Annotated in this window: 13 protein-coding genes; 8 read left to right on the forward strand and 5 right to left on the reverse strand. The window is 68.8% G+C overall.

Translation table 11 applies throughout. From position 1 onward, the window contains the following. The coding region (locus UUA_RS06765) for a sensor histidine kinase (protein WP_008435372.1) at positions 1 to 1,293 on the reverse strand (1,293 nt) is incomplete at its 3' end. Further along, on the reverse strand, positions 1,290 to 1,979 hold the full coding sequence (locus UUA_RS06770; protein ID WP_008435373.1) for a response regulator: 690 nt from the start codon (positions 1,977 to 1,979) through the stop codon (positions 1,290 to 1,292). The genes UUA_RS06770 and UUA_RS06765, both read right to left, overlap by 4 nt. Positions 1,980 to 2,217: 238 nt before the next feature. On the opposite strand from UUA_RS06770, the gene UUA_RS06775 reads away from it, so the two are divergent. The 3 genes from UUA_RS06775 to UUA_RS06785 all read left to right on the forward strand — a co-directional run bounded on the left by UUA_RS06775 (position 2,218) and on the right by UUA_RS06785 (position 7,102). Then, a complete protein-coding gene (locus UUA_RS06775) occupies positions 2,218 to 3,900 on the forward strand; it encodes a sulfite reductase subunit alpha (RefSeq protein ID WP_008435374.1) in 1,683 nt (560 codons plus the stop codon). A gap of 62 nt (positions 3,901 to 3,962) precedes the next feature. Further along, complete coding sequence (locus tag UUA_RS06780) at positions 3,963 to 6,185, forward strand: M1 family metallopeptidase (RefSeq protein ID WP_008435377.1); 2,223 nt, start codon at positions 3,963 to 3,965, stop codon at positions 6,183 to 6,185. Further along, entirely contained in the window at positions 6,185 to 7,102 is a 918-nt protein-coding gene (locus UUA_RS06785; protein ID WP_008435379.1) for a hypothetical protein, read from the forward strand. The genes UUA_RS06780 and UUA_RS06785 overlap by 1 nt, the downstream gene beginning before the upstream one ends. 41 nt (positions 7,103 to 7,143) lie before the next feature. On the opposite strand, the gene UUA_RS06790 is transcribed toward UUA_RS06785, so the two are convergent. The 3 genes from UUA_RS06790 to UUA_RS06800 all read right to left on the reverse strand — a co-directional run bounded on the left by UUA_RS06790 (position 7,144) and on the right by UUA_RS06800 (position 8,640). Beyond that, the gene (locus tag UUA_RS06790) at positions 7,144 to 7,683 is read right to left on the reverse strand and encodes a GNAT family N-acetyltransferase (RefSeq protein WP_008435381.1); all 540 of its coding nucleotides are present in this window, start codon (positions 7,681 to 7,683) and stop codon (positions 7,144 to 7,146) included. Between the two features lie 5 nt (positions 7,684 to 7,688). After that, complete coding sequence (locus tag UUA_RS06795) at positions 7,689 to 8,162, reverse strand: SET domain-containing protein-lysine N-methyltransferase (protein ID WP_008435382.1); 474 nt, start codon at positions 8,160 to 8,162, stop codon at positions 7,689 to 7,691. 103 nt (positions 8,163 to 8,265) lie between these two features. Beyond that, positions 8,266 to 8,640 (reverse strand): ComEA family DNA-binding protein, encoded by a 375-nt coding sequence (locus tag UUA_RS06800; RefSeq protein WP_008435383.1) that lies wholly within the window; start codon positions 8,638 to 8,640, stop codon positions 8,266 to 8,268. Positions 8,641 to 8,844: 204 nt separating this feature from the next. Between UUA_RS06800 and UUA_RS06805 the strand changes: the two genes are divergently transcribed. The 5 genes from UUA_RS06805 to UUA_RS06825 all read left to right on the forward strand — a co-directional run bounded on the left by UUA_RS06805 (position 8,845) and on the right by UUA_RS06825 (position 14,190). Further along, positions 8,845 to 10,269 carry a M20 family metallopeptidase gene (locus tag UUA_RS06805; protein WP_008435384.1) on the forward strand — a complete coding sequence of 475 codons (1,425 nt, stop codon included), beginning with the start codon at positions 8,845 to 8,847 and terminating at the stop codon, positions 10,267 to 10,269. A gap of 167 nt (positions 10,270 to 10,436) precedes the next feature. Further along, entirely contained in the window at positions 10,437 to 11,168 is a 732-nt protein-coding gene (locus tag UUA_RS06810) for a YggS family pyridoxal phosphate-dependent enzyme (RefSeq protein ID WP_008435385.1), read from the forward strand. Positions 11,169 to 11,351: 183 nt separating this feature from the next. Further along, the gene (locus UUA_RS06815) at positions 11,352 to 12,044 is read left to right on the forward strand and encodes a C40 family peptidase (RefSeq protein WP_008435387.1); all 693 of its coding nucleotides are present in this window, start codon (positions 11,352 to 11,354) and stop codon (positions 12,042 to 12,044) included. A 136-nt stretch (positions 12,045 to 12,180) separates the two neighbouring features. Next, the gene (locus tag UUA_RS06820; RefSeq protein ID WP_008435389.1) at positions 12,181 to 12,798 is read left to right on the forward strand and encodes a rhomboid family intramembrane serine protease; all 618 of its coding nucleotides are present in this window, start codon (positions 12,181 to 12,183) and stop codon (positions 12,796 to 12,798) included. A gap of 27 nt (positions 12,799 to 12,825) precedes the next feature. Continuing rightward, complete coding sequence (locus UUA_RS06825) at positions 12,826 to 14,190, forward strand: amino acid permease (protein ID WP_008435391.1); 1,365 nt, start codon at positions 12,826 to 12,828, stop codon at positions 14,188 to 14,190. Positions 14,191 to 14,206: the final 16 nt, after the last annotated feature.

A 14,206-nucleotide genomic window follows, 5' to 3' on the forward strand; every position in this document is an offset into this window, starting at 1 on the left:
CGCCAGCCCCAGCCCGCTGCCTTCCTCGTTGTTGCCGGCGACGCGGAAGAAACGCTCGCTCAGCCGCGGCAGCAGCTCGGCCGGGACGCCGGGGCCGTTGTCCTCGACGCTGAGGCTGGCGCCGCCATCGGCGCGTGCCGCCAGCCTCACGGTGACAGTGCTGCCGCGGCCGGCATAACGCACGGCGTTGTCGATCAGGTTGTCCAGCAGGTCCAGCAGGCTGGCGGCGTCGCCCAGCACGAACAGCGGCTGGTCGCTGCCTTCGTAGCCCAGATCCACGCCAGCCCGGATTGCCTCGTGCACGCGGTCGGCGACCGCCTCGGGAATGAAGCGGGCAAGATCGAGCAGGGTGCACTCGCCGGTTTCCAGCGAGGGCGCCTGCGCGCGCGTCAGCGCCAGCAGTTGTGCGGAGGTGCGTGCGGCGCGGCGCACCAGCCGCTGGATGTGGAGCAGGGCGTCGGCCACCGTTTCCGGCTGCGGGTTGGCGATGGCGTGTTCGACGTGCAGGCTCAACCCGGTCAGCGGCGTGCGCAACTGGTGCGCGGCATCGGCGATGAAGCGGTCGTGCAGGGTCAGCATGCCGCGCAGACGGGCAAACAGCGCGTCGATGGTCCGCGTCAGCGGCCGGATCTCCAGCGGCACGTCGGGGCCGTCGATCGGCGTGAGCTCGTTGTTGCGCGCGGCGAGCCGGGCGGTCAGCGGGTCGAGCACGCGCAGGCCGCGGCCCACGCCGAACCAGACCAGCGAAAGCACGCAGGCGATCAGCAGGGTCTGCATCACGATCGCCAGCAGCAGGATTTCGCGTGCCTGCCGGTGGCGGTCGTGCAGCGTCTCGGCAACGGTGACGACCAGGCTGTCGCCGGGGTCACTGCGCATCGCGACGCGCACCGTCGCCGCGCGCAGGGTGTGTTTCGCCATCTGCAGGTCGTAGAGCGTCGGCGCGGCGCCGATGGCAGGCGCCCGCGGCGGTTCCGGCAGTCTTTCGTTGCCGGCCAGCAGGCCGTGCCGGGCGCTGCTCACGTTGAAATAGCCACGGCCTTCCGGGTCGTATTCGAGCAGGAAGCGTGCCTGCGGGGCCACGTCGCTGCCGAACTGCTCGTTGCCGACCATGGTGGCCAGGGTTACGGCATCATCGCTCAGGTCGCGATCGTGCACCCGGTTGGCGTAGCTCAGCGCCACGCCATAGGTCAGCAGCGCATCCAGCAGCAGCAGCACGCCGACCGGCACCAGCAGGACCAGCAGGAGGCGTCGGCGCAGGCTGGGCCGCAGCGGGCGCGTGCGCGACAGGTTCATGCCTGGCCGTTCCCGCTGTCGTCGGTTTCTTCCAGCAGATAGCCAAGGCCGCGGATGGTGCGCACGCCGGTGCCGCTGCCTTGCAGCTTGCGGCGCAGCCGGTGGATGGCGATGTCCAGGCCGTTGTCGGTCAGCTCCTGGTCCCAGTCGCACAGCGCCGCCACCAGCTGGGCACGACTGGTGACGCGATCGACCCGCGTGGCCAGCGCCTCGAGCAGGCCGAACTCGCGCGCGGTCAGTTCCAGCGGCGCCTGCCCGATCCAGGCGCGATGTCCCGGCAGATCCAGCCGCAACCGGCCCAGTTGCAGCTCCGGCTTGCCCTGGCTGTTGGCCCGGCGCAGCAGTGCCCGCACGCGGGCCTCGAACTCGGTCAGGGCGAAGGGTTTCACCAGGTAGTCGTCGGCGCCCAGGTCGAGCACGCGGATGCGTTCGGCCAGGCCTTCGCGGGCGGTCACCACCAGCACCGGCATGCCGGTGCCGCGCTGGCGCAGGCGGCGCAGCACCTCGGTGCCGTCCAAGGCGGGCAGGCCCAGGTCCAGCACCAGCAGGTCGTAGTCGTGATCGCGCAGCGCGGCGTCGGCGAGGTTGCCGCGGGAGGCATGGTCCACCGCATGGCCACCGTGGCGCAGCGAGGCACAGAGGCCATCGGCGATGGCGGGGTCGTCCTCGGCCAGAAGAATGCGCATGCGCTGGGAGCTCCTGTGATGCACGAAGCTGGCTGGACGCCAGGCTCGGCGGGTCGATTTGTTGAGATTGATTCTTGTTTGCGGTCTAATGGTCGCCGGCGCAAGCCGTGACTGCGGAGTTTGCGCCCATCGAGACCACCAGGTACCGGCCACGGTTCCCCGGGCTGGCGCGTCTATGCGAATCATGGACAAGCATGGGTCAGCCGTCACTATCCAGCAGATTGCCCGAGCCCCCGCGATGAGCAGGCACGGCGCGACGACGACATGGCGCGCGGTTATCGGCAACGCGATCCTGCCGACCGGGCTGGCGCTGCTCTCGGCAGCGCTGCTCCTGCGGTACGTCGATGCGCGCGGTCCGCAGGCGGCGGGCTGGCTCGGCGCAGCGCTGCTGCTGGCGGCGTGGCTGGGGCTGTTCGGCTGGTGGCGCCTGCGGCGCGTGCCGGCGCCGCGCAAGCCGCTGCGGGTGGCTGATACCGCCGCCGCCCGCGATCCGGCCCCGACCGCGGCCGGGGCGCCAGTCGAAGCGGCGCAGGCCGTGGTCGACGTGCAGGTGGTCTACGCCAGCCAGACCGGCTTTGCCGAACAACTCGCGCGACAGACCTTGCAAAGTTTGCAGGCTGCTGGCGTGCCAGCACATTTGCATGGCCTCGACGGGGTAACGCCTGATGAGTTGCGTCGTGCCGGTCGCGTGTTGTTCGTGGCCAGTACCACCGGCGATGGCGAACCGCCGGACATGGCGCAGACGTTCAGCCGACTGGCCATGCGGCAGCCGGCGCCGCTGGGCGGGCTGCGCTACGGCCTGCTCGCGCTGGGCGACAGCGACTACGAGGACTTCTGCGGCTTCGGCCGGCAGCTGCAGCGCTGGCTCGAGGCCAGCGGTGCGCGGGCGCTGTTCGATCCGGTGGAAGTGGACAGCGAAGACGAGGCCAGCCTGCGCCACTGGCAACACCACCTGGCGATGCTCACCGGCGTCAGCGACCTGCCGGACTGGCAGGCGCCGAAGTATCAGCACTGGCGGTTGGCCGAACGGCGCCTGCTCAATCCCGGCAGCGTGGGCGAAGCCTGCTTCCATCTCGAACTGCAGCCACTTGAGGGCCGTGCGGATTGGCAGGCCGGCGACCTGGTCGAGATCGGTCCCTGTCATGCGCCGGAAAAGGTGGCGGCCTGGCTGGCGGCCAGCGGGCTGGATGGCTGTGTGCCGGTGGCGTTCGGCAGGGAGCGCCTGCCGCTGGCCGGATTGCTGGCGCGTTGCCGCCTGCCCGAAGCCGGTGAGATCGACGGGCTGGACGAGGCGGCCGTGGCGGCGAAGCTGCAACGGCTGCCGCACCGCGAATACTCGATCGCCTCGCTGCCGGGCGACGGTGCGATCCACCTGCTGGTGCGCCAGATGCGCGGCCGCGGCGGCTACCTCGGCCTCGGCTCCGGCTGGCTGACCGCGCATGCGCCGATCGGCGCATCGGTGGCCCTGCGCGTGCGCAGCAACCCCAATTTCCATCTGCCGCGGGATGCGCGGCCGCTGATCCTGATCGGCAATGGCACCGGGCTGGCGGCCTTGCGCGCGCTGCTGAAGGCACGCATCGCCGCTGGCCATCGGCGCAACTGGCTGCTGTTCGGCGAGCGGCATGCGGCGCACGATGGTTTCTATCGCGAGGAGATCGAGCGCTGGCTGGCGGGCGGCCGGATCGAACGCGCCGATTTTGCCTGGTCGCGCGACCAGGCCGAGCGCATCCACGTGCAGCAGCGGCTGCGCGAGGCGGCCGGTGAACTGCGGCGCTGGGTCGACGCCGACGCGGCGATCTACGTGTGCGGCAGCCTCGACGGCCTGGCGCCGGGTGTCGATGCAGTATTGCGCGACGTGCTGGGGGATGCGGAGGTCGGGCAGTTGCGTGCACAGGGGCGCTATCGGCGCGACGTCTACTGAGTCCATTGCATGGCGTGGCTGCTTGGGTGCACTCTGCGGGGATTGTCCAGGGGGATGACGGAATGCGGCGAAGCGTACGCAAATGGGGGCGCCTGTGCGCCGTGGCCGCGTTGTGGCCGTGGCTGGCGATGGCGCAGCAGGTTGCTCCGGCGGCATCGACCGCGGCGCCGGCCAGCGCGGCCAGCGTGGCGCTACCCGACATTCCCTTCGCGGCCGCCGATGCCGCCGCGGTCAGCGTGCCCAGCGCCGCGAACGCCTGGGGCGGCGAGCGCAGCGGCAACGAGCCGACGCTGTCCGACCGTGTGGTGAGCTATCGCATCGACGCCACGCTTGACGTGGCGAAGCACGCGGTAAGCGGCCAGCAGCACATGACCTGGCGCAACCGCAGCGACCGCCCGCTGAGCAAGGTCTACTTCCACCTGTACCTCAACGCGTTCCAGAACGAAGGCAGCACCTGGTTCACCGAACGCAAGGTGCTGACCGCGCACGGCAGTTCGCGCGGCGCGGCAGTGCTGAAGAAGGGCGAGTGGGGCTGGATCGAGCTGAAACAGGTGAAGCAGGGCGACGCCGCGCTGAAGTGGCGCTTCGTGCAGCCCGACGGCGGTCCGGCCAGCGACCAGACCGTGGCGCGGATCGACCTGGCCGAGCCGGTGCCGGCCGGCGGCACGCTGACGCTCGACATCGACTTCCTCAGCCAGTTGCCGCGGGTGGTCGAGCGCACCGGCTGGTGGGGCGACTTCAACCTGGTGGCGCAGTGGTTTCCGAAGATCGGCGTGCTGGAACTGGCCGGCGAACGCGGTGCCAACGCGCCGCGCTGGAATGTGCACGAGTTCCACTTCAACAGCGAGTTCTACGCCGACTTCGGCCTGTACGACGTGCGCCTCACCGTGCCCAGCAACTACACCGTGGGCGCGGTCGGCAAGCTGCAGAGGCCGCCCGAGACGGCGAACGGCAAGAGCACCTACCATTACGTGCAGGGCGACGTGCACGATTTCGCCTGGGTCGCCGCCAAGGGCTTCAAGACGCTTGACGGTACGTGGCAGGGGCCGGGCAGCCCGCAGGTCGACGTGCGGGTGATCTATCCCGAGGAATACGCGGCCAGCGCCGCGCCGGTGCTCAAGGCCACTACCGATTCGCTGACCTACTTCTCGAACTCGCTGGGCGCCTACCCGTACCAGACGGTGACGGCGGTGGTGCCGCTGTACAACGCGTCCGAGGCGGGCGGCATGGAGTACCCGACCTTCTTCACCGCCGATGGCTACGCCAAGGTCGAGCCGGGCACCCTCACGCAGTACATGCTCGACTTCGTCACCATCCACGAGTTCGGCCACGGCTACTTCTACGGTCTGCTCGCCTCGAACGAGTTCGAGGAGCCGATGCTCGACGAGGGCATGAACGAATACTGGGACGACCGCATGCTGCGCGAGCGCGGCCAGGACATCGTGGCGGCCAGCGGCTGGATGAAGCGTTTCGGCATCGCGCCGGTGATCCCGCCGTTCGTCGCCGAGCGCCTGATCGCCGGCCTGCGCCAGCCGCCCGACCCGCTGGGCGCGAACTCCTGGGACCGCCTGTCCAGCAGCAGCTACGGCACGGTCTATGCGCGCACCGCCACCGCCATGCACGACCTGGAGGAACGCCTGGGCAAGCCGGCGCTGGAGCGTGCGATGCACGCGTACTACCGGCGCTGGCGCTTCCGCCATCCGTCGACGGCCGACCTGCGCGCCACCCTGGCCGAAGTCTCCGGCAAGCCGCAGGCGGTCGACGCGATCTTCGACCGGTACGTCTACGGCACCGCGCAGATCGACGATCGGGTCGCCAGCATCGACACCGCCGAAGTGCTGCCGCTGGCCGGCAGCATGCTGAAGGACGGCAAGCGCAACGAGCTCGACGGCGACGCCCTGGACAAACAGGCCGACAAGCAGCGCAAGGATTGGGACCATGCCCATCCGGACGCGAAGCCGGGCAGCGGGCCGTTCCCGTGGCACAGCACCGTCACCGTGCGCCGCGACGGCGTGCCGGTGCCGCAATTGCTGCGGGTGAAGTTCGCCGACGGCAGCAGCGAGGACGTGCGCTGGAACGATGACCGCCGCTGGGTCCGCTTCGATTTCACCAAGCCGTCCAAGGCGGTCTCGGCCACGCTCGATCCCGAGCAGAAGATCTACCTGGATGCGAACAAGCTCAACGACAGCCGCACGACCAAGGCCGACGGCAGCGCCTCGCGCCGCTGGAGCGCGGATGCCGCATCCCTGTTGCAGGTCTTCTACGCCTTGATGGGGTCGCTGTGATGATGAGCAAACACGTTTCCCGCCGGGTGGATCTTGGCGCCGTGCTGCGCGCGGCGCTGGTCGCCATGCAGTGGCGCCTGTTGCTGCTGTGGACGCTGTTGCTGCTGTTGCCGACCGCGGTGGTCAGCCTGCCGCTGTGGCGCAGCCTGAGCGGACTGCTCGACCATTCGGTGCAGGCGCCGGCCTGGGCCGTGCAGTTCAGTCCGCTGATGTTTGGCGACACCGTGTCGGCGCTCAGGAACGACAGCGGCTGGCTCGGCGGCGTGGCGATCCTCGGCCTGCTGCTGACCCTGCTGTTGATGCCGTTCCTCAACGGCATGCTGGTCGGCGGTGGGCGCGCCAGCCGCGTGCTGGGCTTCGGCCACCTGCTCCAGTGCGGCATCGTCGAGTACGGCCGCATGTTCCGCCTGATGCTGTGGTCGATCGTGCCGTACGCGGGGATGGCGGCGCTGGTCGGCGTGGCATTGCATCTGGCCGATGGCGTCGGCGACAAGGCGGTGCTGCAAGCGCAGGCCGACCGCGCATCGCACCTGGCGCTGTTCGTTGCCGGCGTGCTGTTCGTGCTGGCGCAGGCCATGGTGGAATCGGGACGTGCCGCGTTCATCGCGGACGGCAACCTGCGCTCGGCCACCCGCGCCTTCGGGCGGGGCTTCATGCAGCTGCTGCGGCGGCCGTTCAGCACGTTGCTCAGCTACGTGCTGATCAGCGTGATCGGCTATGCGCTGGTGTTGGCGCTTGGCGTGGGCCGCCTGCACACCCCGGCGCTCGGCACCAGTGGCCTGCTGCTGGCCATGTTGCTGACGCAACTGGTGGTGCTGGTGCTCGGCTGGGTGCGCGTGGCCCGGGTGTATGCCCTGGCCGAGGTGGCGCGTTCGCTGTCGTCGCGGCGCGGTGGCGGCTTGCCGCAGGCGTTGTAGGTTCTTCGTCACCCCGCCGGTGCGCGCCGGCGGGCGGCCGCTCAGCCGTAGGCGCGGCGGCGCTCGCGGTGTGGCGGGTAGTAGGCGAACACGTGGCTGTGGATGCCGTAGAAGTCCATGTCCTCGATGTGTTCGCCGCCGAGTCGCGCAGCGACCCGGTCGGACGCCTCGTTGCCGACCCGCACCAGGCTGATCACGCGCTGGGCGTGCAGCTGGTTCCAGGCGAAGTCGAGCACGGCGTTGCCCGCCTCGGTGGCGTAGCCGTGGTGGCGATGCCCGGGCTTGAGCATCCAGCCCATTTCCAGGTCGGGCCAGCCGTCGGGGTACATCAGGCCGGCGCGGCCGATGAATTCGCCGGTGGACTTCAGTTCCAGCGCCCACATGCCGAAGCCGCGCAGCTGCCAGTGGCCCAGCAGCATGGCCAGCGAACGCCAGGCGTTGGTGCGGTCCAGCGGCTCGCCGTCGCCGATCCAGCGCGTGCTGTCCGGATCGGCCAGCATCGCGGCGTAGTCGTCGAAGTGCCGCTCGGTGAGTGCGGTGAGGCGCAGGCGCGCCGTTTCAATGGTGGGAATGTCGAACATCACGATCAGCGGTGGGAGGCGGCCAGCAGTTCGGCCAGGACACGGGTGCTGTCGGCGAGGCTCTGCTGCCAGGTCAACCCGGTGATTGTCTCACCGGTGACCGAATCGACGAAATCCTCGGCCTGGCCAGGCGGCAGCAGGTGGCGGTAGTCCACGGTGATCTCGCTGCCGGCGGTCAGGTCGGCCAGCGCGAACACAAAACCCAGGTGCCACAGCCCGTTCGGCTTGAAGCTGTGGTTGATGTAGCACTCGTCCGGCCAGTCCGGCGACAGCGTGTAGCGGTCCTCGAACCAGCGCGCGCTGGCGTGGAACTGCGCGCGCAGAGACGGCGAGGCCATGATGTCGGCGTAGCGGAAGGTCTGCTCGATGCCGTCCGGCGCGGTGATGATGCGCCCCGCCGCCACGGCTTCGTCGAGGAACAGGCCGTTGCCCGCGCCGTGGATGGCGGAAGCGGCGATGTGGTAGCGCGGCAGGATCATGGCGGCACGGCGGCGGAAGAGGCGCGCGAGTGTAACGCAAGCGGCGCGGGCCGCCGCGGGCCGCGCCGCCTGGTTCCCAACTGGCGGGAACCTTGGCCGTGGCCTATTCCTCGCCGGCGGCCTCGGCCGTGGCGGCCTTCTTGCTCCGGTGCGCCTTTTTGGCGGGGGCGTCCGCGGCGGCGGTGGCCGGGGCGGCGGAGCCATCGTCGGCGAGCAGGATGGCGGCGCGGTTGCGCTCGATGGTGGCCTTGCCGATGCCCTTGACGTGCTTGAGGTCGTCGGCCTTCTTGAACGGGCCGTGGGCTTCGCGCCAGGCCACGATGGCCTCGGCCTTGGCCGGACCGATGCCATCCAGCGACTTGGCGATGGCCGCCGCATCGGCCTGGTTGATGTTGACCGGCGTGGCGGCCAGCAGCAGCCCGGGTACGGCGAGGGCGAACGCGAGAGCGAGAGCGGCAGTGACGAGTTTGTTGAACATGGCCTTTCTCCTTGGGCGATGAGTGGCGGCATCCGCGGCCGCCGGTGCACTATGGCGCCGCGGCGCGAGGCAGCGCAGTGGGGGCTGCCGCAGGGTTGGCGTGCGCAGCGGGCGCTTTCGGCTGTGGGCGGCTTCCGCTTGCGTGTCGGTGCGCCGGAAGCGCGCTGTTACAATGCCGCTCTTGTCCGCCTGATGGAGTGAGTCATGGATACCGCCCGCCTTTCCCGCTACGTCAGCGGCCTGTGGGACGACGAGATCGTGCCGCAGCTGGTCGAATACATCCGTATTCCCAACAAGTCGCCGATGTTCGACCAGGACTGGGTGGCGCACGGCTACATGGACGCGGCAGTGAAGCTGATGGAAACCTGGGCGCGCTCCAAGCTGAGCCAGCTGCCGGGCGCCACGCTGGAGGTGGTGCGGCTGGAAGGGCGCACGCCACTCATCTATATCGAGGTGCCGGGCCAGGGCGACGACACCGTGATGCTGTACGGTCACCTCGACAAGCAGCCGGAGATGACCGGCTGGGCCGAAGGCCTCGGCCCGTGGACGCCGGTGCGCAAGGGCGACAAGCTGTACGGCCGCGGTGGCGCCGACGACGGCTACGCGATCTTCGGCTCGCTGGCGGCCTTGCTGGCGCTGCACGAGCAGGGCATTCCGCATGCGCGTTGCGTGGTGATGATCGAGGCCTGCGAGGAATCGGGCAGCTACGACCTGCCGTTCTACGTCGACCACCTGGCTGCGCGCATCGGCAGCCCGTCGCTGGTGGTGTGCCTGGATTCGGGCTGCGGCAACTACGACCAGCTGTGGCTGACCACGTCCCTGCGCGGCATGACCGGCGGCAACCTCAGCGTGCAGGTGCTGGAAGAGGGCGTGCATTCGGGCGACGCTTCCGGCGTGGTGCCGTCGAGCTTCCGCATCCTGCGCGAGCTGCTGTCGCGGCTGGAAGACCCGACCACCGGCACGATCAAGCCGAAGGAGCTGTACGTCGACATCCCGCAGCAGCGCATCGACCAGGCCAAACTCTCGGCCGAGGTGCTGGGCGACGATATCTACAGCAAGTTCCCCTGGAGCGAGGGCATGCAGCCGGTCACCAGGGACCTGGCCGAACTGGTGCTCAACCGCACCTGGCGCCCGCAGCTGGCGGTGACCGGCATCGGTGGCATCCCGCCGCTGGAAAGCGCGGGCAACGTGCTGCGCCCGTTCACCGCGGTGAAGCTGAGCCTGCGCGTGCCGCCCACGCTGAACGGCGCCAAGGGCGGCGAGTTCGTCAAGCAGCTGCTGGAGAAGGACCCGCCGTACGGCGCCAAGGTCAGCTTCACCCTGGAAAAGGACGGCTCGGGCTGGAACGCGCCGGCGCTGTCGCCGTGGCTGGAGCAGGCGGTCAGCGATGCCTCGCAGAACTATTTCGGCGCGCCGGCCACCTACATGGGCGAGGGCGGCAGCATCCCGTTCATGGGCATGCTGGGCGAGAAGTTCCCCAAGGCGCAGTTCCTGATCACCGGCGTGCTCGGCCCGCATTCCAACGCGCACGGCCCGAACGAGTTCCTGCACATCCCCACCGGCAAGAAGGTCAGCATGGTGGTGGCCGAGGTGGTGGCGAAGCACTTCGAGCAGGGCGCCAAGGGCTGAACGTTTTTCTCCCTCTCCCCTGCGGGGAGAGGGCCGGATGAGGAGTTGGCCTTGCGGTGCGTGGTCAAAGACGCCGCGCTTCGATGCCGACTTTTCTGCGAGCACCCGCCCCTCACCCCAAGCCTCTCCCCGAAGGGTAGAGGAGGCGACCGCCAGAGGCTTTTCTCATGGACGCATCCCACCTCGCCGCCAACTGGTCCGACATCCGCCGCCGGGTGGACGAGGCTTGCCGCGAGGCCGGCCGCGACCCTGCCGAGGTGACCATCCTGCCGGTCAGCAAGACTTTCGGCCCGGAGCTGATCCGCGCTGCGGTGGCGCTGGGCATGCGCCGCTTCGGCGAGAACAAGGTGCAGGAGATCCGCGACAAGGCGCCACTGCTGGCGGACTGCGGCATCGATTGGGTGATGATCGGTCACCTGCAGACCAACAAAGCGAAAGATGTGGCGCGGCTGGCCAGCGAAGTGCAATCGCTGGACCGGCTGGAACTGGCCGAGGCGCTGGACCGGCGGCTGCAGCACGAGGGCCGCGCGATCGACGTGCTGGTGCAGGTGAAGACCTCCTCCGAGCCCAGCAAATACGGGCTGCCGCCTGAACAGCTGCCGCCCTTCCTGGACACCCTGCGCGGCTACGACACCCTGCGCGTGCGCGGCCTGATGACCCTGGCGATCCACTCGAATGAACCGGTCGAGGTGCGCGGCTGCTTCCGCCGGCTGCGCGAACTGCGCGACCAGGCCATCGCGCAGGGCCATGACATTCCCCGGCTTTCCATGGGCATGAGCGGCGACTTCCCGCTCGCCGTGGCCGAGGGCGCGACCGAGCTGCGGATCGGCACGGCCATCTTCGGCAACCGGCCATATCCGGACTCGTATTACTGGCCGGAGCCGGTAGGTGGCACGTAAAATTAAGTTGAATCAATGAGTTGGACGAAATGTGCGCAGTGTCGCCGTTTTTTGAAACGACAGGGTTCAGTTAACCTCGATCCAACATCTGGGCACCCTCTTCTTGTTAAGTTCACTACTTCGTTACGTCGTCGGCTTCTGCTGGGCGGCCAATCCTGTGAACAGCAAGGGATTTTTTCCGGCATGCCCATCAAGCCACTGACCGCCGCCGCCGCGCTCGTCTTCGTGCTGCTGGCATCCGGTCCGCTTCAAGCCAAGAGTCTCCCCGCTTCACCCGCCACCGGCAGCACGCCGGCCGGCCGCTTCGATTCACCCCTGCTGGTCCAACTGCCGGTGCTCGACCCGGCGACCGCGCTGGCGCGGTCAGTGGTCCCGGATGCCGCCTCGATGCTGGCGCCGGCGCAGCCGCTTGCCGATGCTGCCGCGGATGAGCAGGACGCCGCCACGGCGGCCGCCAGCGCGGACATCACCGACCTGCGCAAGTCGCTGATCGCGATGGCGATGAAACTGCGCGACACGCGCTACGTGCGCGGCGGCCGCGACCCCTCCACCGGCTTCGATTGCAGCGGCTTCGTCCGCTACGTGTTCGCCCACGCGGTCGGCATGCAGCTGCCGCACAACTCCGCGTCGCAGTTCCTGGCCGGCCTGAAGGTCAACCGCGCCGACATGCAGCCGGGCGACCTGGTGTTCTTCCGTACCCATGGCAAGCGGCACATTTCGCACGTGGGCATCTACATCTCGAACGGCCGCTTCATCCATTCGCCGGCCAGCGGCAAGTCGGTGGAGATCTCCAGCCTCAACGAGGGCTACTGGGCCAAGCGCTTCGCCGGCGCCAAGCGTCCGGAAGCGATGGCGCAGGTGGCTGCCAAGGGCTGATGCCCGTCGTTGCCGGTGCCTCGCCGAGCCGCCGCAAGGCGGCTTTTTGCTGCCGCCATGGCCGAACGATCGCCGCCGGCCGCGGTCAGCTGGCGGGCACAGCTATGCTGCGCCCTGATTCCACGGAAACCGCCTGATGCCTGTCGACCTTCCACCCGTCACCCGCAACCTGCTGATTGCCAATGTGGCGGTGTTCTTCCTGCAGTACGTGGCGGGTCAGTTCCTGCTGCTGCATTTTGCGCTGTGGCCGCTCGGCTCCGGCCTGTTCGAAGTCTGGCAGATCGTCACCAGCGCGTTCATGCATGGCAGCATCACCCACATCGCGTTCAACATGCTCGCGCTGTACATGTTCGGCGGCACCATCGAGCGCACCTTCGGCGCGCGCGAGTTCACCATCTACTACTTCACCTGCGCGATCGTCGCCTCGCTGCTGCAGCTGGCGGTGCTGTGGTTCTTTCCGCCGCCGCAGTACGGCCCCACGCTGGGCGCGTCCGGCGCGATCTTCGGCCTGCTGCTGGCGTTCGGCATGCTCTACCCGCACGAAAAGGTGATGCTGATCTTTCTGCCGATCCCGATGCCGGCGTGGCTGTTCGTGATCCTGTATGCCGCCGCTGAGCTGACCATGGGCGTGACCGGGATCGAGCCGGGCGTGGCTCATTTCGCCCATCTCGGCGGCATGCTCGGCGGGCTGGTGCTGATCCAGTACTGGCGCGGCCGGCTGCCGTGGAAGCCGCGTCGGCGTCTGCTACGCTGATCGTTTCCACGCCGTGAAACGCCCTCCATGAGCCCATCCCTGCAGCGCCAGCTGACCCCGCGACACATCACCTTCATGGCGCTGGGCATGTGCATCGGCGCCGGGCTGTTCCTCGGTTCGGCCAGCACGATCAAGCTCGCCGGGCCCTCGGTGCTCATCGCCTACGCGTTCGGCGGCACGATGATCTTCATCATCATGCGCGCGCTGGGCGAAATGGCCGCGCACGAACCCATCGCCGGCTCCTTCAGCACCTATGCGCACAAGTACGTGGGGCCGCTGGCCGGTTACATCACCGGCTGGAACTACTGGATCCTGATGATGGGCGTGGGCATCGCCGAGAGCACGGCGGTGGGTATCTACATGAAGACCTGGTTCCCCGACACGCCGCAGTGGATCTGGGCCTTCGCCAGCGTGGCGATGATCGGTGGCCTGAACCTCTTGGCAGTGAAAATCTACGGCGAGCTGGAGTTCTGGTTCTCGCTGATCAAGGTGCTCACCGTGGTGGCGATGATCGCCGGCGGGTGCGCGATGATCTGGCTGGGCTGGGGCAATGGCGGCAAGCCGATCGGTCTCAGCAACCTGTGGTCGCACGGCGGCTGGTTCCCCAACGGCGTCACCGGCATGGTGCTGGCGCTGCCGGTGCTGGTGTTTTCCTTCGGCGGCATCGAGACCATCGGCATGGCGGCGGCGGAAGCGGCGCAGCCGGAGCGCACCATTCCTCGCGCGGTGAACTCGGTGATCTGGCGCATCCTGATCTTCTACATCGGCTCGCTGTTCGTGATCATGGCGATCTACCCGTGGAACGCGCTGGACGCCAACAGCAGCCCGTTCGTCACCACCTTCGCGCGGCTGGGCATTCCGCAGGCGGCAGCGCTGATCAACTTCGTGGTGATCACCGCGGCGCTGTCCAGCTTCAACTCCACCACCTTCAGCGGCAGCCGCATGCTGCACAGCCTCGCCGACAAGGGCCAGGCGCCGGCGGCGATGGGCCGGGTGAGCGCGCACGGCGTGCCGATGCGCGGGGTGCTGGTGACCATGGCCTTCCTGCTGTTCGGCGTGCTGATGAACTACCTGGTGCCGGGGCGCATCTTCGGCATGATGATGTCTATCCTCGCCTTCAACACGGTGTGGACCTGGGGCATGGTGCTGGTGGCGCACTGGAGCTTCCGCCGGCGCCAGGCACGGCCGCTGGCGTTCCGCCTGCGCGTGTGGCCGCTGTCCAGCGTGGTGTGCCTGGCCTTCCTCGCCTTCGTGTGGGTGATGCTGGGCTGGAGCCCCGACACCCGCGTGGCGATCTACGTGGGCGTGGCGTGGCTGGCGCTGCTCACCGTGGCCTATTACGGCTTCGGCATCGAGCGGCGCATGCGTGAGGCGCCGGCGGACGCGGCCTGAGGGGCGCCACGCGCCG

It is taken from the genome of Rhodanobacter thiooxydans LCS2 (assembly GCF_000264375.1).
In the GTDB taxonomy this organism is placed as follows: domain Bacteria; phylum Pseudomonadota; class Gammaproteobacteria; order Xanthomonadales; family Rhodanobacteraceae; genus Rhodanobacter; species Rhodanobacter thiooxydans.